The sequence below is a fragment of the Streptomyces sp. NPDC059875 genome (genome assembly GCF_042731085.1).
Classification (GTDB): domain Bacteria; phylum Actinomycetota; class Actinomycetes; order Streptomycetales; family Streptomycetaceae; genus Streptomyces.
This window is the reverse complement of sequence record NZ_JBHWJZ010000013.1, coordinates 19,071-35,480: the sequence shown is the minus strand read 5'-3', so window position 1 is coordinate 35,480 and position 16,410 is coordinate 19,071. Positions and strand designations below refer to the sequence as shown.

Sequence of the window (16,410 nt, the reverse complement as noted above, 5' to 3'; positions counted from 1 at the left end):
CACCGTGCTCCGGTCGTACGCTACGGTCGGTAGCGCAAGTCTCACACGCGGCGACCGTGTCTGTGTGTGAGCACCCCCACACGCACAGGAAATGTGAGCAACACGATGAAGGGCGCCCTGCGTTGCCTCCCGTCCGCCGCCGCGGCCGGTCCCATATCTCCGGTCACGGAGAACCTCAGCTACTCGATGCTGCTGCCCGGTGGGGCCTGGTGCGCCGGGCTGGCCCGGCAGGCCGTCCGGACCCTGCTGACGCGGCACGGCCTCGCCGAACTCTGCGACACCGCGGCCCTCGCGGCCTCGGAACTGGTCGCCGCCGCCTACCGCTTCACCCCGGACCGGGAAATGATCCTGCGCGTCCGCTGGCCGTTCGAGACGCTGCGGATCGTCCTCTACGACCAGCATCCAGCCCATTCCTCGGCCGAGAAGGCAGAGGAATGCCGCGACCGCCGCAGCCGCAGCATGTGGCTGCTGGCCGCGGCGGTCGACACGCACGGCGGGGACTGGGGCCTCGCGCCCGTCCTCACCCCGGGCGGGGGCACGAAGTCCTGGGCGTTATTGCACCGCTGACCCCCGCTCCCGCGCCTCGTCCAGCACTCCCTCGCGCACCGCATCCGGCGTCGTCGGCCGCAGCTCACCGTCGAGCAGCAGCCAGCGGGTGATCCCCAGCGACTCCAGGAACGGCACGTCGTGACTGGCCACGATCAGCGCCCCTTCGAACGACTCCAGCGCCGCCGTCAGCTTCCGGACCGAAGCCATGTCCAGGTTGTTGGTCGGCTCGTCCAGCATCAGCAGTTGCGGAGCGGGTTCGGCGAGCAGCAGCGCCGCCAGAGTCGCCCGGAACCGCTCCCCGCCCGACAGCGTCCCGGCGGCCTGATCCGCCCGCGCGCCCCGGAAGAGGAAGCGAGCGAGCCGCGCCCTGATGGCGTTGACCGTCGCCGAGGGCGCGAACCGGGCGACGTTCTCCACCACACTGAGGCCGTCGTCGAGCACGTCGAGTCGCTGCGGCAGGAAACGCAGTGGCACCTGCGTCACCACCTCGCCCGACAGCGGCTCCAGCTCCCCGGCGATCGTCCGCAGCAGCGTCGTCTTGCCGGCCCCGTTGCGGCCCACGAGCGCGATCCGCTCCGGTCCGCGCAGCTCGAACTCACCACCCACCCGGGCTCCGTAGCGCAGTTCCACCTCGCGCAACGACAGCACCCCGCGGCCCGGATGGACCGTGGTGCGCGGCAGCTCGATGCGGATCTCGTCGTCGTCCCGTACCGCCTCCACCGCCGCGTCGAGGCGTGACCGAGCCTCGGCGAGCCGCTCGGAGTGAAGGGCGCGGTGCTTGCCCGCCGACACCTGCGCCTCGCTCTTGCGGTTGTTGGCGACGATCTTCGGGACCACCTTGTTCGCGGCGCTCTTCTGCGCGTACCGCTTGCGCCGCGCCAACTTCAGCTGAGCATCGGAGAGTTCCCGCTTCTGCCGCTGCACGTCGGCCTCGGCGACCCGCACCATCCGCTCGGCCGCCTCCTGTTCGGCGGCGAGCGCCTCCTCGTACGCGGAGTACGCGCCGCCGTACCAGCCGACCTCCCCGTCCCGTAGATCGGCGATCTGGTCGACCCGTTCCAGGAGTTCGCGGTCGTGGCTGACCACGACGAGCACCCCGGACCAGGCGTCGACCGCGTCGTACAGCCTGCGACGGGCGTGCAGGTCGAGGTTGTTCGTCGGCTCGTCGAGCAGCAGGATGTCCGGCCGGGCGAGCAGCAGCGCGGCGAGCCGCAGCAGCACCGACTCACCGCCCGACACCTCGCCGATGGTCCGGTCGAGCCCGATGTGGCCGAGCCCGAGCTGGTCGAGCGTGGCGCGGGCCCGCTCCTCCACGTCCCAGTCGTCGCCGACGGCGGCGAAGTGGGCCTCGGCCGGGTCGCCCGCCTCGATGGCGTGCAGCGCGGCCCGGGTCTCCGCGATCCCGAGAGCCTGGTCGACCCGGAGCGCGGTGTCCAGAACCAGGTTCTGCGGGAGGTAGCCGACCTCGCCGACGGTGCGGACCGTGCCGTCGGTGGGCGTCAGCTCACCCGCGATGAGCTTGAGGAGCGTGGACTTTCCGGAGCCGTTCAGGCCGATCAGTCCGGTTCGGCCGGGGCCGACCGCGATTCCGAAGTCGTCCAGGACCTCGGTGCCGTCCGGCCAGGAGAAGGACAGGGACGAGCAGGTGATGAACGTGGGATGGGTCGCCATGGGGGCCTCCCTGTTGCAAGAGCGTGGGCTGGGGCAACGGGTGAGACACCGGGGCGCGGGCAGGCGAGGGAGCTCGTACGCCGAGGTCGAAGACGGCACACGCGGCACTGCGAAGGGCAGCAAGGGGCACGCGCGGCACGGTGTCTCGAAACCTCAGACGAGCAACGGCCTTCTCCGATCGGGCGACAACAGGGCCAGGTCAGGACGGTACGCCGGGCGCCGAGCGGAGGACAAGCGATTTACGGGCGGACGACCCAGGGGTGCGAGCGGGGAGTAGGGCGGCTCAGGCGTAGTCGTCGAGGAGTTGGGCCAGGTCCTGGTCCCAGTCCAGGTACTGGTGCTCGTGGCCGGCCGGCACCAAGTGCTGCGACCGCTTGAGGAAGCGGCGCAGTTCGGCGGTGCGGATGTGCACCACGGCGACGCCCTCGGGCGCGTGGAACTCGACGACGGTGCGGTCGTAGCCGTACGGGCGTACGCGGACGTCGCCCAGGCCGGCCGGGCCGTCCACGCCCTGCGCCAGCAGCTCCCGGGAGAACGCCCACGACACATCGACGCCCTCCAGCGTCGCGGGCGCCGGAAAGGCCATGCTCACCGCGAAGGGATCCTCGCGGTCGTACCGCAGCGTGGCGGGGACGGTTTCCATCCGGGGAGCGGATGCGACCAGACGGGCCTGGACGGCCTGCTCGATGACGGTGGACAAGGCCAGCTCCTGTCGCGCGGCTTCGGTTCCTGACGTCTCCCTGACACAAGGGAAGACGAACGATCGGACCGGAACGTGCACTGGAGGGTTACGTGAGCTGTGTCACCGCGCGTTCACCTGCGCGTTTCACCTCGACTCGGCGGGGCGGTCCACCGGATCATCGCTCGGCGGGGCGGCACACGGACCCGAATGGTCGCAGTACGGCTGGTTCCCGGACGCCCCACAGCCGCAGAGCATCACGCGCGTCTCGTGGCGCACGCCCTCTTCGCCGGCGACCTCGATCGCGAGGTCGCCGCGCATCACGAGCTGCCCGGCCGGGTTCCTGCGCACGGTCGTGGGGGAGTCGGGCGGCTCGGCGGAGCCGTCCGCCGGGTGGTACTGCAGCGCGCCGGAGGGGCAGCGGCGGACGACCTCGGCGACCAGACCGGCGTCCGCGCCGTCGGGCTGGATCCACGGGCGCTTCCCCAGGTCGAAGACCGCCGGCAGACCGTGGACGCACTCGGCCGCGTGCAGACAGCGGCGCGGCTCGAAGGTGACGGTGAGGCCCTCGCCCTCGTACTCCTTGAGCTTCCGTTTCTCCTCGGTCATGCCGTCCAGCCTAGGAAGGGGCGCGGCGGGACGCACTCTGGACGGGATCACCGGGGTGGGCTAGCTTCCGGCGCCATGACGTCCATGGGGAAGACGAGACGAATGGTGTCGGTGGGCCTGAGCGGGGCGGTGCTCGCCCTGGCCGTGGCGATTCCGGCGGGATCGGCGCACAGCGCGGAGCAGGGCGCGGCCCACGGGGTGACCTGGCGACTGACGGAGACCGGGACGGACGCCCGCTTCCGCGGGCTCGCGGCGGTCGACCGTACGACGGCCTGGGCCGCGGGCTCGAAGGGGACGGTGCTGCGGACCACGGACGGCGGCCGGAGCTGGCGGAACGTGTCGCCGCCAGGGGTGGCGGAGCTGGAACTGCGCGATGTGGAGGCGTTCGACGCCCGGCGCGCGGTGGTCCTCGCGATCGGTGAGGGCGAGGCGTCGCGCGTGCTGCGCACCGACGACGGCGGGGCGACCTGGACCGAGTCCTTCCGCAACACCGACCCGCGGGCGTTCTACGACTGCATGACCTTCTTCGACCACCGGCACGGGCTCGCGATGAGCGACCCGGTGGACGGGAAGTACCGGATCCTGTCCACGCGGGACGGCGGCCGTACGTGGGAGGTGCTGCCGGACGCGGGGATGCCGGCGGCGCTGCCCGGCGAGGCGGCGTTCGCGGCGAGCGGCCAGTGTCTGGTCTCCTCCGGACCGAAGGACGTGTGGCTGGCGACCGGCGGCGGGGCCACGGCGCGCGTGCTGCACTCCGGCGACCGGGGCCTGAACTGGACCGTCGCCGATACGACGATCCCGGCGGGCGACTCGGCGCGGGGCGTCTTCGGACTCGCGTTCCGCGACCGTACGCACGGGATCGCGGTGGGCGGCGACTACCGCAAGGACCAGCCGTCCCCGCGGGCGGCCGCAGTCACCGGCGACGGCGGGCGCAGCTGGAACGCCTCCTCCGTCCCGCCGCCCGCCTACCGCTCCGGTGTCGCCTGGCTCCCGCACAGCAGGTCGGCCGCGCTCGCCGTCGGCCCCACGGGCACGGACCTGACGACGGACGGCGGCCGCACCTGGCGGACGGTCGACACCGGCTCGTACGACACGGTCGACTGCACGCGGGACGGCGCGTGCTGGGCCTCCGGCGAGAAGGGCAGGATCGCCCGGCTGGGCCGCTGGTGAAGCGCGAACTGAAGCCTGAACGTGATCGCCTAGCCGGTGCTCTGCCCCTGCCCGTCCTCTGCCCAGTCGTGCCTAGCCGGGCAGCTGCTCCCGGTACGGGGCGAGGGCGTCGGCCGTCTTGGTCGCGTAGAACTCCGTGATCCGGTACGCGCAGACGCCCTCGACGCTGAAGGGGTCGGCCGCTGCGATCTTCTCGATCTCCGCGCGGTCGACCCCGGCGGCGAGGACGACCCCGCCGTCGCGCGGGTTCTTCCGCCCCGAGGCGATGAAGACGCCCGCGGCGTACTGCGCGTCGAGCCACTCGATGTGCGCCTCGAGCAGGGCGTCGACCCGCTCGACGGGGGCCGTGTAGGTCAATTCCAGTACGAACATGATCGCCAGGCTACCGGGGAGCCGGGCGGTGGCGGGAAAACCGCTCGCCAGTCGGACGGAGGGGCGCCGTAGGCTGGCCGTCACCATGATGATCATCGACATTCCCTCGGGCTGGCCCGCCGACGAGTCCGCCGCCCGTGCCGTGCAGGGAGAACTGCGCGGCCGCCTCGTGCTCGACGAGCCGGGCCCTGTGCCCGGCACGGGGCATGTCACGGGTCTGGACGTGGCGTACGACGACGAGCGCGACCTCGTCGCGGCGGCGGCCGTCGTGCTCGACGCCCGGACGCTCGACGTGGTGGAGGAGGCCACGGCGGTGGGCCGGGTCTCGTTCCCCTATGTCCCGGGACTCCTCGCCTTCCGCGAGATCCCCACGGTGCTCGCCGCGCTCGCCTCGCTGGAGGCCGACCCCGGTCTCCTCGTCTGCGACGGCTACGGCCTCGCGCACCCGCGCCGCTTCGGCCTCGCCAGCCACCTCGGAGTGCTGACCGGGCGGCCGTCGATCGGCGTCGCGAAGAACCCCTTCACCTTCACGTACGACCAACCCGGCGCCGCTCGGGGTGACTCCAGCCCGCTCGTGGCCGGCGACGAGGAGGTCGGCCGCGCCCTGCGCACCCAGGCCGGCGTGAAGCCCGTCTTCGTCTCCGTCGGCCATCGCGTCTCCCTGGACAACGCCTGCGCCCACACCCTCCTCCTCTCCCCGCGCTACCGCATCCCCGAGACCACCCGTCACGCCGACTCCCTCTGTCGCCGCGCCCTGAAGGAGGCGCTGGGACCTGAGTAGGCGCCTGAGTACGAGTACGGATGGCGGGACGCGATCATGGGCGGCAGAGTGGGGTGCATGACAACCCCCGTTCCCACCTCGCCGCGTCCCTTCGAACGCGGCTCGATCCACGTCGTCGCGGGCGGGGTGATCGCATGATCGGCACCCTGCAGTGCGTCGTGCTCGACTGCACCGACGTGCTGGAACTGGCCCGCTTCTACCAACAGTTGCTCGGTGGCGAGATCAACCGTCCCGACCCCCAGTGGGCCGTCGGCGACGGCTGGGCCACCCTGCACGACGCCGCGGGCGCGCCGGTGCTCGCCTTCCAGGGCGTGGCCGACCACCGGCCCCCGGTCTGGGGCGCGCCCGAGCAGCAGTTCCACCTGGACGTGCGGGTCGCCGATCTGGAGGCCGCACACCACGCGGTCCTGGCGCTCGGGGCGTGGCAGCTCGACGAAGGGGACGGCGACCGGGGCTGGCGGATCTACGCGGACCCGGCCGGCCATCCCTTCTGTCTCATCCGCCACTGAGCACGAGGGCCGGCCCGGTCAGCCCTCGTACGCCACCCGGAAGCGGATGCCCGCCGACCGCAGCCGGTCGAGCAGCGCGTCGCCCATCGCCACCGCCGTCGTGACCTGCCCCGCGGTCTTCGGTAGATCGTCGAGGGCGAGGCACAGGGCCGACTCGGCGAGCATCTTCGCCGTCTCGTCGTATCCGGGGTCGCCCCCCGACACCTCGGTGAACACCCGTCGCCCACCGCCCTCACCGACGAACCGCACGGAGAACCAGCTCCGTGCGCGCCGCTCCGCGCTCGGCCCCTGACCGGGTTCGTAACGTTCCATCAGCCAGCGGCGTACGGGCGCCAGTTGGGCCGCCACCACACCCGTGCCGACCGCGGCTGCGCCGCCGAGCGCCATCGGGAGGGTCTTCACCGAGGCGTAGTGGCGGTAGCGGAAGTCCGGGCCGTACGACTCGAGGGCCCGCGCCGACCGCGCCACCACCTGGGAATCGAGCGTCGGCAGCGGCAGCGCCCAGGTGCCGGTCTCCCGGCTGAAGCGCGGCCCGCTCAGCGGCGCCCGCGCCCGTCGGCCGACCAACCGGGGTTCGTGCAGGCGTCGTTCGTGCGCCGCCCGCAGGATCTCCCGGCCGCGCCCCATCGCCGTGAGGGCGGACGCGAAGGTCCCGCCCGAGAAGATCGCTCCCGCGCGCACGAATCCGTCGATCCGCAGCGGCACGTCCTTCGGCAGCTGCTGGACGGTGAAGTAGACGCCCAGGTCGTGCGGTACGGAGTCGAAGCCGCACGCGTGCACGATCCGCGCCCCGGTCTCCCGGGCGCGCGCATCGTGCCGTACGTACATCAGGTCGACGAACTCCGCCTCGCCGGTGAGGTCCACGTAGTCCGTGCCGGCCTCCGCGCACGCGGCGACCAGGCCCTCGCCGTACCAGACGTAGGGGCCGACCGTGGTGGCCACCACCCGGGTGGACTCGGCCAGTTCGCGCACGGCGTCCTCGTCGGCGGAGTCCGCGACCAGCAGCGGCAGCTCCGCGCATCCCGGCCACCGGGCGGCGAGCCGCGTCCGCAGGGCCGCCAGCTTCGCGCGGCTGCGCCCGGCGAGCGCCCACCGGCAGCCGGTCGGAGCGTGCTCGGCCAGATACTCCGCGGTGAGCTCGCCCACGAACCCCGTCGCTCCGAAGAGGACCACGTCGTACGGCCGCTCCGCCGCGTCCCGCCCCGTGCCGTTTCCGGTGTCCATCCAGCCCCTCGCCTTCGCCTACGGCTTCCCCTGCGAGCGCGGAGCCTAGCGGTAGCTCCGGCGGGGTACGTCAGCGGTAGTCGTCGGGGTGGTCCTGCATCCAGGTGTTGATGCGGTCCCGCGTGCCGATCAGCAGGGTCTGGTGCTTCTTCAGGTTCGCGTACGTACGGTCGCCGGCCAGGGTGGTGCGCAGCTTCTCGATCCAGGCGATCGGCTCGGGGAAGTGGCCGGGCCCCTTCGGGTCCGCCTTCATGGCGCGGTCGAGCCGGTCGAGCTCGTCATGGACGCGGCCCAGGAAGTACGCGCAGTCGGTGGCGCAGCTGTCGTTGAGCGTGGCCTGCAGCCCGGCGAAGGCGTCCCGCACCAGTTCGGGACCGGGTGTGGGGGAGGGGTCGTCCTCCGCCGCCTCGGTGCCCGCGCCGGCCCCGTTGTCCGCGCTCGCTTCGGCGGTGGCGAGCGCCGATGCGGTCGAGTTCGGTGCCGCGTCGGTCGTGGTGTCGTCCCCCTGGGCGGAGCAGGAGATCAGCAGGGTGGCGATGAGTGGTGCCGCGAGCAGGGCGGTGATCCGGCGTCGTGATGTGAGCATGCCGGGACCCTATAGGGCGACGCCGGTCCGGACCTGGCCGATCCGTCGAATTTCCAAGCGCTTGCTCGGCCGGGGGGCTTGTGCGGAGTGGAACACGTTCCTAGCATCACCGGTGTTACATCATTGGTGTCACACACGGTCCTGGGGGCTCGATGGCAGCGCAGGCGAACGGTGGGAACGGCCCGCTCTCCGGGGTGCGCGTGGTGGAGCTTGCGGGGATCGGGCCCGGTCCGTTCGCCGCCATGCTCCTGGCCGATCTCGGCGCCGACGTCGTACGGATCGACCGTCCCGGCGGTTCGGGGCTCGGCATCGACCCCGCGTACGACCTCACCAACCGCAACAAGCGCTCCGTCCTGGTCGACCTCAAGGCCGACGGCGGCCCCGCCACGGTCCTCGACCTGGTCGAACGCGCCGACATCCTCGTCGAGGGCTACCGTCCCGGTGTCGCCGAACGCCTCGGCGTCGGCCCCGACGCCTGCCTCGCCCGCAACCCGAAGCTCGTCTACGGCCGGATGACCGGCTGGGGCCAGGACGGCCCGCTCGCCGCGAGCGCCGGACACGACATCGCGTACATCGCGATCACCGGCACCCTCGGCATGATCGGACCCGACCCGGACGGCCCGCCCACCGTCCCCGCCAACCTCGTCGGCGACTACGCGGGCGGCTCGCTCTACCTCGTCATCGGCGTGCTCGCAGCCCTCCAGCACGCGCGCACGCACGGCGAGGGCCAGGTCGTCGACGCGGCCATCGTCGACGGCACCGCCCACCTCGCCACCATGATCCACGGCATGCTGGCGGCCGGCGGCTGGCAGGACCGGCGCGGCGTCAACCTGCTGGACGGCGGCTGCCCCTTCTACGGCACCTACGAGACCTCCGACGGGCAGTACATGGCGGTCGGCGCGCTGGAGCAGCAGTTCTACGACGAGTTCACGCGCCTGCTCGGCATCGAGGACGTCGCCCCCGCCCGTAAGGACTTCGGACGCTGGGACGAGCTGCGCACCGCCGTCGCCGACCGTTTCCGTACCCGCACGCGCGACGAGTGGACGGCCGTCTTCGAAGGGACGGACGCCTGTGTGGCGCCGGTGCTCTCGATGCGCGAGGCCCCCGCCCACCCGCATCTCGCCGCCCGGGGCACCTTCGTCGAGCACGCCGGATTCACCCAGCCCGCACCCGCGCCCCGGTTCTCCGCCACCCCCGGCACCGTCCGGTCCGGACCCGCCCGGCCCGGCGCCGACACCGAAGCGGTCGCCCGCGACTGGGCCGTCCCCGCCCTGACCAGCGCCGAAGCCCCTCGGCCGACCCGCGACGAAGCCCCTCAGGAGCCCCAAGCATGAAGCGTCAGCTCTACACCGCCGACCACGAGGCGTTCCGCGAGACCGTCCGCACCTTCCTCGCCAAGGAGGTGCTGCCCCACTACGAGCAGTGGGAGAAGGACGGCATCGTCGCGCGCGAGGCCTGGCGCGCCGCCGGACGTCAGGGGCTGCTCGGCCTCGCCGTCGACGAGGAGTACGGAGGCGGCGGCAACGCCGACTTCCGCTACAGCGCCGTGCTCGCCGAGGAGTTCACCCGCGCCGGCGCACCCGGCATCGCCCTCGGTCTGCACAACGACATCATCGGCCCGTACCTCACCTCGCTGGCCACCGAGGAGCAGAAGCGCCGCTGGCTGCCAGGCTTCTGCACCGGCGAGCTGATCACCGCCATCGCGATGACCGAGCCGGGCGCCGGATCCGACCTCCAGGGGATCCGGACCAGCGCCGAGGACCGCGGCGACCACTGGGTGCTCAACGGCTCCAAGACGTTCATCTCCAACGGCATCCTCGCCGACCTGGTGATCGTCGTCGCGAAGACGACGCCCGAGGGCGGCGCCCACGGCCTCTCGCTGCTGGTCGTCGAACGCGGCATGGAGGGCTTCGAACGCGGCCGCAACCTCGACAAGATCGGGCAGAAGTCGCAGGACACCGCCGAGCTGTTCTTCCATGACGTCCGCGTCCCCAAGGAGAACCTCCTCGGCGAGCTCAACGGCGCCTTCGTCCACCTCATGACCAATCTCGCCCAGGAGCGGATGGCCATCGCCGTGGCCGGCATCGCCGCCGCCGAACACCTCCTGGAGATCACCACCACGTACGTGAAGGAACGCGAGGCGTTCGGGCGACCGCTGGCCAAGCTCCAGCACGTCCGCTTCGAGATCGCCGAGATGGCGACCGAGTGCGCCGTCACCCGCACGTTCCTCGACCGCTGCATCGTCGATCACTCGAACGGGGAACTCGACGCCGTCCATGCCTCGATGGCCAAGTGGTGGGCCTCCGAACTGCAGAAGCGGGTCGCCGACCGCTGCCTCCAGCTGCACGGGGGATACGGCTACATGGCCGAGCTCCCGGTCGCCAGGGCCTTCACCGACGGCCGTATCCAGACCATCTACGGAGGGACGACCGAGATCATGAAGGAGATCATCGGACGTTCCCTGCTGGGCTGATTCCCTCTCCACCCTCATCGTGAAAGGCTTCTCGTGAGCACCGAAGCGTACGTGTACGACGCGATCCGCACCCCGCGCGGCCGCGGCAAGGCCAACGGCGCCCTGCACGGCACCAAGCCCATCGACCTGGTCGTCGGCCTCATCCACGAGATCCGCGCCCGCTTCCCCGGGCTCGACCCGGCGGCGATCGACGACATCGTCCTCGGCGTCGTCGGCCCGGTCGGCGACCAGGGCTCCGACATCGCCCGGGTCGCCGCCATCGCGGCCGGTCTCCCCGACACCGTCGCGGGCGTCCAGGAGAACCGCTTCTGTGCCTCCGGCCTCGAGGCCGTCAACATGGCCGCGATGAAGGTCCGTTCGGGCTGGGAGGACCTCGTCCTCGCCGGCGGTGTCGAGTCCATGTCGCGGGTGCCGATGGCCTCCGACGGCGGCGCATGGTTCGCCGACCCCATGACCAACTTCGAGACCGGCTTCGTCCCCCAGGGGATCGGCGCCGACCTCATCGCCACCATCGAGGGCTTCTCCCGCCGCGACGTCGACGAGTACGCGGCGCTCTCCCAGGAGCGCGCCGCGGCCGCCTGGAAGGACGGTCGCTTCGACCGCTCCGTCGTCCCGGTGAAGGACCGCAGCGGCCTGGTCGTCCTCGACCACGACGAGCACATGCGCCCGGGCACCACCGCGGACTCGCTCGCCGCCCTCAAGCCGTCCTTCGCGACCATCGGCGACATGGGCGGCTTCGACGCGGTCGCGCTGCAGAAGTACCACTGGGTGGAGAAGATCGACCACGTCCACCACGCCGGAAACTCCTCCGGCATCGTCGACGGCGCCTCGCTCGTCGCGATCGGTTCCAAGGAGGTCGGCGAGCGGTACGGGCTGACCCCGCGCGCGCGGATCGTGGCCGCCGCCGTCTCGGGCTCCGAGCCGACCATCATGCTCACCGGCCCCGCGCCGGCGACCCGCAAGGCGCTCGCCAAGGCCGGCCTGACCATGGACGACATCGACCTCGTCGAGATCAACGAGGCCTTCGCCGGCGTCGTGCTCCGCTTCGTCAAGGACATGGGCATCAGCCTGGACAAGGTCAACGTCAACGGTGGCGCGATCGCGCTCGGCCACCCCCTCGGCGCGACCGGCGCGATGATCCTCGGCACCCTCGTCGACGAGCTGGAGCGCCAGGACAAGCGCTACGGCCTGGCCACGCTGTGCGTCGGCGGCGGCATGGGCATCGCCACGATCGTCGAGCGCGTCTGACCGTCCGTCCCCAGCCTCCACCAGCCTTCACAGGCCTTCAGCAGCCTTACGGAGAAGCAGCAATGAGCAGCCAGAGCACCACCATCCGCTGGGAGCAGGACGAGACCGGCGTCGTCACCCTCGTCCTCGACGACCCCAACCAGTCCGCGAACACCATGAACCAGGCGTTCAAGGACTCCATCGCGGCGATCGCCGACCGCGCCGAGGCCGAGAAGGACTCGATCCGCGGCATCATCTACACCTCCGCCAAGAAGACCTTCTTCGCGGGCGGCGACCTCAAGGACATGATCCGGCTGCGACCGGAGGACGCGCAGATCGCCTTCGACACCGGCACCGAGATCAAGAAGTCCCTGCGCCGGATCGAGACGCTCGGCAAGCCGGTCGTCGCGGCCGTCAACGGTGCGGCGCTCGGCGGCGGTTACGAGATCGCGCTCGCCTCCCACCACCGTGTCGCGCTCGACGCGCCCGGCTCCAAGATCGGCCTGCCCGAGGTCACCCTCGGTCTCCTCCCGGCGGGTGGCGGCGTCACCCGTACCGTACGGCTCATGGGCATCGCCGACGCCCTGCTCAAGGTGCTGCTCCAGGGAGCCCAGTACTCCCCGCAGCGCGCCCTGGAGAACGGCCTGATCCACGAGGTGGCCGCCACGCCCGAGGAGATGCTCGCCAAGGCGCGCGCCTTCATCGACGCGAACCCCGAGTCGCAGCAGCCCTGGGACGTCAAGGGGTACAAGATCCCCGGCGGGACCCCGTCGAACCCGCGGTTCGCCGCCAACCTGCCGGCCTTCCCGGCCAACCTGAAGAAGCAGCTGAACGGCGCCCCCTACCCGGCCCCGCGCAACATCCTCGCGTGCGCCGTCGAGGGCGCGCAGGTCGACTTCGAGACCGCGCTGACCATCGAGGCCCGCTACTTCACCGAGCTGGTCACCGGCCAGACGGCGAAGAACATGATCCAGGCGTTCTTCTTCGACCTCCAGGCCGTCAACTCCGGCGCCAACCGCCCCCAGGGCATCGAGCCGCGGCCCGTCCGCAAGGTCGCCGTCCTCGGCGCGGGCATGATGGGCGCGGGCATCGCCTACTCCTGCGCCCGCGCGGGCATCGAGGTCGTCCTCAAGGACGTCACGGCGGAGGCGGCGCAGCGCGGCAAGGAGTACTCGGAGAAGCTGCTCGCCAAGGCGCTCTCGCGGGGTCGTACGACCGAGGCGAAGCGCGACGAGCTGCTCGCCCGGATCACCCCGACCGCCGACCCGGCGGACCTGGCGGGCTGCGACGCCGTGATCGAGGCCGTGTTCGAGGACACCGCGCTCAAGCACAAGGTCTTCGAGGAGATCCAGGACGTCGTCGAGCCGGACGCGCTGCTCTGCTCCAACACCTCGACGCTGCCGATCACCGTGCTCGCCGAGGGAGTCACCCGCCCGGTCGACTTCATCGGACTGCACTTCTTCTCGCCGGTCGACAAGATGCCGCTGGTCGAGATCATCAAGGGCGAACAGACCGGCGACGAGGCGCTGGCGCGCGCCTTCGACCTGGTGCGGCAGATCAACAAGACCCCGATCGTCGTGAACGACTCGCGCGGCTTCTTCACCTCGCGGGTGATCGGCCAGTTCATCAACGAGGGTGTCGCGATGGTCGGCGAGGGGGCGGACCCGGCCTCCGTCGAGCAGGCGGCGGCGCAGGCCGGCTACCCGGCCAAGGTCCTCTCCCTGATGGACGAGCTGACGCTCACCCTGCCGCGCAAGATCCGCAATGAGACCCGGCGCGCGATCGAGGAGGCCGGCGGGACGTGGGCCGGGCACCCCTCGGACGCGGTGATCGACCGGATGGTCGACGAGTTCGGGCGTACGGGACGCAGCGGTGGCGCGGGCTTCTACGCGTACGACGAGACCGGCAAGCGGGTCGGGCTGTGGCCGGGCCTCCGCGAGCACTTCACACGCTCCGACGTGACCATCCCCTTCGAGGACATGAAGGAGCGGATGCTGTTCTCCGAGGCGCTGGACTCGGTCCGCTGCCTGGAGGAGAACGTCCTGACCTCGGTCGCCGACGCCAACATCGGCTCGATCATGGGCATCGGCTTCCCCGCGTGGACCGGCGGTGTGCTCCAGTACATCAACGGCTACGAAGGCGGCCTCGCCGGCTTCGTGGCACGCGCGCGTGAGCTGGCGGAGAAGTACGGGGACCGCTTCCAGCCGCCCGCGCTCCTGGTGGAGAAGGCCGAGCGGGGCGAGGTCTTCACGGACGCGTGACGCCTCCGATCTGCTGAACGGCCCCGTCGCGCCCCCCTTCGATCATCCGATCGAGCGGTGCGGCGGGGCCGTTACGCGTGGATCCGCCGGCTTCAGCCAGCCGCCGACACCCGTCGCGCCCAAGCCTCCCGTCCTGCCGGAGGATCCCGATCCTGGTGGGCGGCCTGACCCCGGGCACCCTCCCGAAGCTGCTCGGCTAGTCGTTCTTCGCGGCCGTCTCCGCACCGAACGCCGCCCGCAGTTCCTCGCTCAGGGAGCGCTGGAACGCGGTGACGAGGGCCTGGATCACCATCGGCTGCATGTGCGCGGAGAGCGACTTCATCGCGGCGAGGTGATCCGGGTCCTCGGCGCTCTCCCGGTACGGGTTCCACACCTCGTCCCGGAAGAGCCGGGACAGTTCCTGGGCGGCGGCGCGGGCGTGTTCGAGCAGGACGGTGCGGGAGGCGAGGATCGTCTCGTGCGCGATGGGCACGTCGAGGAGCTCGACCCCGAGCCGCAGCAGCGTGGAGTCGAGCCGGAAGACGTCGGGTTCGGCGCCCTTGTCGAGGACACCCATGGCGGCGAGCCGGTCGACGTCCGTGTCGGCCAGGGTCCGCCCGGCGCGCCGTTCCAGCTCGCGCCGGGTGATCTCCTCGGCGGACTCGGGCGCCCAGGAGGCGACCAGGGCCCGGTGGACGGCGAGATCCCGTGCGCTGAGATCGGGCGGCAGCTGGTGCAGATACCGTTCGATGGCGGCGAGCGTCATGCCCTGTCGCTGGAGCTCCTCGATCAGCGCGAGCCGGGAGAGATGGTCGGCCCCGTATCGCCCGACCCGCCGCGGCCCGATGGCCGGCGGCGGCAGCAGCCCCTTGGTGCTGTAGAACCGAACGGTCCGCACGGTGACCCCCGCCCGCGCGGCCAGCTCGTCGACGGTGAACGTCGGCATCTGCTCCTCGGCCTCGGTGCCCATCTGAGGTGCCTCGCTTCCGGTGCCGTGCGGTTCCCCCGTCAGTGCAACAGTATTGCTGTCTCACCAGCGTTGTAAAAGCATCAGGTCATTGCCGTATGCACGCGAGGGCGACCCGCGGGCCGGGCGCCGCCGGGCGCCACCCTGGACGGTCGAGCGCTGCCGAGCGCGGTGCTCTGTCACAGGCGACTCGTACGGTGGGGGCATGTCGGGGATCACGTATGTACAAGGGGACGCCACCGCGCCGCAGGGCAAGGGGGTCAAGATCATCGCGCACGTCTGCAACGACCTGGGTGGGTGGGGCAAGGGGTTCGTGCTGGCGGTGTCGCGCCGCTGGGCCGAGCCGGAGGTGGCCTTTCGGCGGTGGCACCGGGAGCGGGCGCGGAACGACTTCGGGTTGGGCGCCGCTCAGTTCGTGCAGGTCGGGGCGTATGTCTGGGTGGCCAATCTGGTGGGGCAGCGCGGTATACGGACCGGTCGGAGTACGGGCGTGCCGGTGCGGTACGAGGCGATCGACGCGGCGCTCGGGCTGCTCGCCGACAAGGCGGCGGAGTTGGGGGCCTCCGTGCACATGCCGCGAATCGGGTGCGGGCTGGCCGGGGGGAAGTGGGCGCGGGTGGAGCCGTTGATCGTCGCGCGGCTGGTGGAGCGGGGGATACCGGTCACCGTGTACGACTTCGAGGCGTAACCGGCCGTAAGGGGCACCGCCCCACCCGCGCGTCGGATGGCGTGTACCTGCCGCTAGAGTCACGTGCTTGTTCGAATACGGGGAATGGTGACTGGGGAGGGTCATGTACACGGAACTCAGGGAGACGGCCACGGAGTTGGCCGCGGTCCTGTGGCGGGAGCACACCGTGTACCGGGAGCGGGGCGGCGGGGTGGTGATCCGCGGAGAGCACGTGGGGCGCTGGATAAGCCTTGCCCCGACCGGTGGGAAGGACCAGGCGCGCGTCCGGGCCGGACGCCTCCTCGACGGCGGTACCACGGCGCCGGCCCGGTCCGAGACAGTCGTCGACCTCACCGTCGGGACGGGCGAACTGGCTGCGGTCTGCCGCCGCCTGCTCGCCGATGTCGCCGCCGCCGACAGCGAGCCGCCCCGCTCCCGCACCGAGCGCGCCGCACGCGCGGAGCGCCCGGCCAGGCCGGTCCGCCCCCGCAAGAGCCGCCACACGAGCTTCGGCTCCTGGGTGGTGCTCATCTGCGTGGCGGGGGTCGTGGGGCTCTGGGCCTATGCCCAGTTCGGTATGTACGGGTACTAGGCGTCAGGACGCGGGGACGAAACGGCCCGGCGGACGACTCGGCCCGCCGGGCAGAGGGGGCGCGGCGGGCCGAGGGCGATCACGGGTTCAGGGA

Annotated in this window: 17 protein-coding genes; 10 read left to right on the top strand and 7 right to left on the bottom strand. The window is 71.7% G+C overall.

The genetic code is table 11. The features are described from left to right. Nucleotides 1-93: 93 nt before the first annotated feature. Complete coding sequence (locus ACFV9D_RS17775; protein WP_385146472.1) at nucleotides 94-567, top strand: ATP-binding protein; 474 nt, start codon at nucleotides 94-96, stop codon at nucleotides 565-567. Here ACFV9D_RS17775 and ACFV9D_RS17770 read toward each other — a convergent pair. The 3 genes from ACFV9D_RS17770 to ACFV9D_RS17760 all read right to left on the bottom strand — a co-directional run bounded on the left by ACFV9D_RS17770 (nucleotide 553) and on the right by ACFV9D_RS17760 (nucleotide 3,508). Further along, nucleotides 553-2,220 carry an ABC-F family ATP-binding cassette domain-containing protein gene (locus ACFV9D_RS17770; RefSeq protein WP_385146470.1) on the bottom strand — a complete coding sequence of 556 codons (1,668 nt, stop codon included), beginning with the start codon at nucleotides 2,218-2,220 and terminating at the stop codon, nucleotides 553-555. The two genes, ACFV9D_RS17775 and ACFV9D_RS17770, sit on opposite strands and share 15 nt — an antisense overlap. Before the next feature lie 283 nt (nucleotides 2,221-2,503). Next, a complete protein-coding gene (locus tag ACFV9D_RS17765; RefSeq protein ID WP_385146468.1) occupies nucleotides 2,504-2,920 on the bottom strand; it encodes an SsgA family sporulation/cell division regulator in 417 nt (138 codons plus the stop codon). 126 nt (nucleotides 2,921-3,046) lie between these two features. Next, nucleotides 3,047-3,508 (bottom strand): (4Fe-4S)-binding protein, encoded by a 462-nt coding sequence (locus tag ACFV9D_RS17760; protein WP_385146466.1) that lies wholly within the window; start codon nucleotides 3,506-3,508, stop codon nucleotides 3,047-3,049. Between the two features lie 75 nt (nucleotides 3,509-3,583). Here ACFV9D_RS17760 and ACFV9D_RS17755 point away from each other — a divergent pair, with 75 nt between their 5' ends. Continuing rightward, nucleotides 3,584-4,678, top strand: coding sequence for a WD40/YVTN/BNR-like repeat-containing protein (locus ACFV9D_RS17755; protein ID WP_385146464.1), 1,095 nt, complete (start codon nucleotides 3,584-3,586; stop codon nucleotides 4,676-4,678). A 72-nt stretch (nucleotides 4,679-4,750) separates the two neighbouring features. Here ACFV9D_RS17755 and ACFV9D_RS17750 read toward each other — a convergent pair whose 3' ends face one another. Then, nucleotides 4,751-5,050 carry a YciI family protein gene (locus tag ACFV9D_RS17750; protein ID WP_385146462.1) on the bottom strand — a complete coding sequence of 100 codons (300 nt, stop codon included), beginning with the start codon at nucleotides 5,048-5,050 and terminating at the stop codon, nucleotides 4,751-4,753. An 85-nt stretch (nucleotides 5,051-5,135) separates the two neighbouring features. Here ACFV9D_RS17750 and ACFV9D_RS17745 point away from each other — a divergent pair, with 85 nt between their 5' ends. After that, complete coding sequence (locus ACFV9D_RS17745; RefSeq protein ID WP_385146460.1) at nucleotides 5,136-5,831, top strand: endonuclease V; 696 nt, start codon at nucleotides 5,136-5,138, stop codon at nucleotides 5,829-5,831. 134 nt (nucleotides 5,832-5,965) lie between these two features. Continuing rightward, nucleotides 5,966-6,340 carry a VOC family protein gene (locus tag ACFV9D_RS17740; RefSeq protein ID WP_385146458.1) on the top strand — a complete coding sequence of 125 codons (375 nt, stop codon included), beginning with the start codon at nucleotides 5,966-5,968 and terminating at the stop codon, nucleotides 6,338-6,340. Between the two features lie 18 nt (nucleotides 6,341-6,358). On the opposite strand, the gene ACFV9D_RS17735 is transcribed toward ACFV9D_RS17740, so the two are convergent. After that, complete coding sequence (locus ACFV9D_RS17735) at nucleotides 6,359-7,564, bottom strand: saccharopine dehydrogenase family protein (protein ID WP_385146456.1); 1,206 nt, start codon at nucleotides 7,562-7,564, stop codon at nucleotides 6,359-6,361. 70 nt (nucleotides 7,565-7,634) lie between these two features. Beyond that, nucleotides 7,635-8,150: a hypothetical protein gene (locus tag ACFV9D_RS17730; RefSeq protein ID WP_385146454.1), complete on the bottom strand. Its 516-nt coding sequence runs from the start codon at nucleotides 8,148-8,150 to the stop codon at nucleotides 7,635-7,637. A 152-nt stretch (nucleotides 8,151-8,302) separates the two neighbouring features. Here ACFV9D_RS17730 and ACFV9D_RS17725 point away from each other — a divergent pair, with 152 nt between their 5' ends. The 4 genes from ACFV9D_RS17725 to ACFV9D_RS17710 all read left to right on the top strand — a co-directional run bounded on the left by ACFV9D_RS17725 (nucleotide 8,303) and on the right by ACFV9D_RS17710 (nucleotide 14,111). Then, the gene (locus ACFV9D_RS17725) at nucleotides 8,303-9,484 is read left to right on the top strand and encodes a CaiB/BaiF CoA transferase family protein (RefSeq protein WP_385146452.1); all 1,182 of its coding nucleotides are present in this window, start codon (nucleotides 8,303-8,305) and stop codon (nucleotides 9,482-9,484) included. Continuing rightward, on the top strand, nucleotides 9,481-10,623 hold the full coding sequence (locus tag ACFV9D_RS17720; protein WP_385146450.1) for an acyl-CoA dehydrogenase family protein: 1,143 nt from the start codon (nucleotides 9,481-9,483) through the stop codon (nucleotides 10,621-10,623). The genes ACFV9D_RS17725 and ACFV9D_RS17720 overlap by 4 nt, the downstream gene beginning before the upstream one ends. Nucleotides 10,624-10,656: 33 nt before the next feature. Further along, nucleotides 10,657-11,871: an acetyl-CoA C-acetyltransferase gene (locus tag ACFV9D_RS17715; protein ID WP_385146448.1), complete on the top strand. Its 1,215-nt coding sequence runs from the start codon at nucleotides 10,657-10,659 to the stop codon at nucleotides 11,869-11,871. A gap of 62 nt (nucleotides 11,872-11,933) precedes the next feature. Continuing rightward, on the top strand, nucleotides 11,934-14,111 hold the full coding sequence (locus ACFV9D_RS17710) for a 3-hydroxyacyl-CoA dehydrogenase NAD-binding domain-containing protein (protein WP_385146446.1): 2,178 nt from the start codon (nucleotides 11,934-11,936) through the stop codon (nucleotides 14,109-14,111). A 196-nt stretch (nucleotides 14,112-14,307) separates the two neighbouring features. On the opposite strand, the gene ACFV9D_RS17705 is transcribed toward ACFV9D_RS17710, so the two are convergent. Continuing rightward, a complete protein-coding gene (locus ACFV9D_RS17705) occupies nucleotides 14,308-15,060 on the bottom strand; it encodes a MerR family transcriptional regulator (RefSeq protein ID WP_385146444.1) in 753 nt (250 codons plus the stop codon). A 202-nt stretch (nucleotides 15,061-15,262) separates the two neighbouring features. On the opposite strand from ACFV9D_RS17705, the gene ACFV9D_RS17700 reads away from it, so the two are divergent. Both ACFV9D_RS17700 and ACFV9D_RS17695 read left to right on the top strand, forming a co-directional pair. Beyond that, on the top strand, nucleotides 15,263-15,745 hold the full coding sequence (locus ACFV9D_RS17700; RefSeq protein WP_385146442.1) for a macro domain-containing protein: 483 nt from the start codon (nucleotides 15,263-15,265) through the stop codon (nucleotides 15,743-15,745). 103 nt (nucleotides 15,746-15,848) lie between these two features. After that, nucleotides 15,849-16,316: a hypothetical protein gene (locus ACFV9D_RS17695; protein ID WP_385146440.1), complete on the top strand. Its 468-nt coding sequence runs from the start codon at nucleotides 15,849-15,851 to the stop codon at nucleotides 16,314-16,316. Nucleotides 16,317-16,410 lie beyond the last annotated feature (94 nt).

What these genes read in the sequence shown, in the direction of transcription:
- ACFV9D_RS17770 (WP_385146470.1), bottom strand. Translation starts at nt 2,220, where the DNA reads ATGGCGACCCATCCCACGTTCATCACCTGCTCGTCCCTGTCCTTCTCC.
- ACFV9D_RS17760 (WP_385146466.1), bottom strand. Translation starts at nt 3,508, where the DNA reads ATGACCGAGGAGAAACGGAAGCTCAAGGAGTACGAGGGCGAGGGCCTC.
- ACFV9D_RS17755 (WP_385146464.1), top strand. Translation starts at nt 3,584, where the DNA reads ATGACGTCCATGGGGAAGACGAGACGAATGGTGTCGGTGGGCCTGAGC.
- ACFV9D_RS17750 (WP_385146462.1), bottom strand. Translation starts at nt 5,050, where the DNA reads ATGTTCGTACTGGAATTGACCTACACGGCCCCCGTCGAGCGGGTCGAC.
- ACFV9D_RS17745 (WP_385146460.1), top strand. Translation starts at nt 5,136, where the DNA reads ATGATGATCATCGACATTCCCTCGGGCTGGCCCGCCGACGAGTCCGCC.
- ACFV9D_RS17740 (WP_385146458.1), top strand. Translation starts at nt 5,966, where the DNA reads ATGATCGGCACCCTGCAGTGCGTCGTGCTCGACTGCACCGACGTGCTG.
- ACFV9D_RS17735 (WP_385146456.1), bottom strand. Translation starts at nt 7,564, where the DNA reads ATGGACACCGGAAACGGCACGGGGCGGGACGCGGCGGAGCGGCCGTAC.
- ACFV9D_RS17730 (WP_385146454.1), bottom strand. Translation starts at nt 8,150, where the DNA reads ATGCTCACATCACGACGCCGGATCACCGCCCTGCTCGCGGCACCACTC.
- ACFV9D_RS17725 (WP_385146452.1), top strand. Translation starts at nt 8,303, where the DNA reads ATGGCAGCGCAGGCGAACGGTGGGAACGGCCCGCTCTCCGGGGTGCGC.
- ACFV9D_RS17720 (WP_385146450.1), top strand. Translation starts at nt 9,481, where the DNA reads ATGAAGCGTCAGCTCTACACCGCCGACCACGAGGCGTTCCGCGAGACC.
- ACFV9D_RS17710 (WP_385146446.1), top strand. Translation starts at nt 11,934, where the DNA reads ATGAGCAGCCAGAGCACCACCATCCGCTGGGAGCAGGACGAGACCGGC.
- ACFV9D_RS17705 (WP_385146444.1), bottom strand. Translation starts at nt 15,060, where the DNA reads ATGGGCACCGAGGCCGAGGAGCAGATGCCGACGTTCACCGTCGACGAG.
- ACFV9D_RS17700 (WP_385146442.1), top strand. Translation starts at nt 15,263, where the DNA reads ATGTCGGGGATCACGTATGTACAAGGGGACGCCACCGCGCCGCAGGGC.
- ACFV9D_RS17695 (WP_385146440.1), top strand. Translation starts at nt 15,849, where the DNA reads ATGTACACGGAACTCAGGGAGACGGCCACGGAGTTGGCCGCGGTCCTG.